The sequence below is a fragment of the uncultured Thiocystis sp. genome, from assembly GCF_903866365.1.
Taxonomy (GTDB): Bacteria; Pseudomonadota; Gammaproteobacteria; order Chromatiales; family Chromatiaceae; genus Chromatium.
In genome coordinates this window covers 1-1,519 of record NZ_CAIPNF010000326.1, presented here as the reverse complement: position 1 = coordinate 1,519, position 1,519 = coordinate 1, and the positions used below count along the sequence as shown (strand labels likewise).

Here is a 1,519-nt window from a genome sequence, read left to right as displayed (position 1 = left end):
GCCTGGGCCAGGAGCGCCGCGCGCTGCGCGTCGAATGCCTGGTTCTTCTGCTGGAAGGTCTCGCGCTCCTGCCGGGCCTCGGCGCGTTTGGCGTCGGCGTCCGCCAGCTCCGCACTGATCCGCTGCTCGCGCTCGCCGATGGCGTCGAGGATCGGGCGATAGAGAAAGCGCTTCAGCAACCACACCAGGACCAGAAAGTTGATCGCCTGGGCGCCGACGGTGAACCAGTCGATGGACATGACCTACTTCCCGGCGGTCTGGTCGATGACGAAGTTCCAGAAGGGGTTGGCGAAGATGAGGATCATCGAGACCACGAAACAGTAGATGGCCGTGGATTCGATCATCGCCAGACCGACGAACAGGGTGCGGGTGATGGTGGCCGAGGCGTCGGGCTGCTGCGCCAGTGCCGTCAGTGCGGTCGCCACCGCGCGACCTTCGGCGAGGGCCGGTCCCATGGTGCCGAAACCCGTGGTGAGGCCGGCGATGACGATCGATGCCACCGCGATCAGGGTCAAGCTATCCAATGGTGTGTCCTCCGCTGAGTGTGTGGGTGTTTCATGGCTTGGCCGCCGGCTTTGGCGTGCGCGTGGCCGCCGCGATGTAAACGGCGGCCAGGATGCTGAAGATGTACGCCTGCACCAGGCCGGTGAGCAGACCGAGCGCCGTCATGAGGATAGGAAAGAGGAAGGGCGTGATGGTGAGCAGGATGGCGATGATCATCGCCCCGCTCATCATGTTGCCGAACAGCCGCACCGCCAGGGCCAGGGTGCGCGAGACCTCGCTGATGAGGTTGAACGGCAGCATCATGACGGTCGGCTCGGTGTAGGACTTGAGATAGCCGCCGAGTCCCTGGTCCGCGATGCCGAACAAGGGCACCGCCACCAGCACGCACAGCGCCAGCGCGGTCGAGAGCGAGCCGGTCGGCGGCTCGTAGCCGGGGATGATGGTGGCCAGGCTGGCCGCGGCGACGAACAGGAACAGGGTGCCGAGAAAGCCGAGATAGGTGCGCGCCTCATGCAGCCCGACCTCCCGGATCTGTTGCTCGATGCCGGTGACGAGGATCTCCAGCAGGTTCTGCCAGCGCGAACGGCTGAGATCCCGAGACAGCCTGTGCGTGACCAGGATCGACCCGACCACCAGCACCAGCATCAGCGCCCAGGTGAAGACGATGGTGGCGTTGAGCTTGAGAAACCCGTACTGCCAGAAGATGATCTCATCGGGACTCAGGCGCATGCCGGGCCTCCGTCGTGGCGCTCTGGTGGTCGCGCGCTGGAGCGGTCAGTCGCAGGACGAGAAACCGCGCGCCGATCACGCCGACGAGCCCCGCCAGCAGGCGCTCCCATTGGCCGTCGGAGACCAGGTACAGGCCGACCAGCACCAGACTCATCCGCGTTAGCAGGCTAGGTAGAGTCGAGATGTGGCGCGGTGGTTGTAGGCTCGGCCTATCTGTTGCCGCCCCTTTCGTCTGGCGGTGCCTCACTAGCTGCGCCCTGACTCCGTTTCCACATCCCGCTCGTCG

The 1,519-nt window shown here is 65.4% G+C and carries 3 protein-coding genes and 1 pseudogene; all 4 read right to left on the bottom strand.

Translation table 11 applies throughout. The features are described from left to right. A pseudogene (locus QZY07_RS18460) lies at window positions 1-239 on the bottom strand (F0F1 ATP synthase subunit B); the annotation flags it as partial. 3 nt (window positions 240-242) lie between these two features. Then, a complete protein-coding gene (locus QZY07_RS18455) occupies window positions 243-524 on the bottom strand; it encodes a F0F1 ATP synthase subunit C (protein WP_295405863.1) in 282 nt (93 codons plus the stop codon). 31 nt (window positions 525-555) lie between these two features. Continuing rightward, the gene (locus QZY07_RS18450; protein ID WP_295405862.1) at window positions 556-1,233 is read right to left on the bottom strand and encodes a F0F1 ATP synthase subunit A; all 678 of its coding nucleotides are present in this window, start codon (window positions 1,231-1,233) and stop codon (window positions 556-558) included. Beyond that, the gene (locus QZY07_RS27535; RefSeq protein ID WP_363184468.1) at window positions 1,214-1,387 is read right to left on the bottom strand and encodes an ATP synthase subunit I; all 174 of its coding nucleotides are present in this window, start codon (window positions 1,385-1,387) and stop codon (window positions 1,214-1,216) included. The genes QZY07_RS18450 and QZY07_RS27535 overlap by 20 nt, the downstream gene beginning before the upstream one ends. Between the last annotated feature and the right edge of the window lie 132 nt (window positions 1,388-1,519).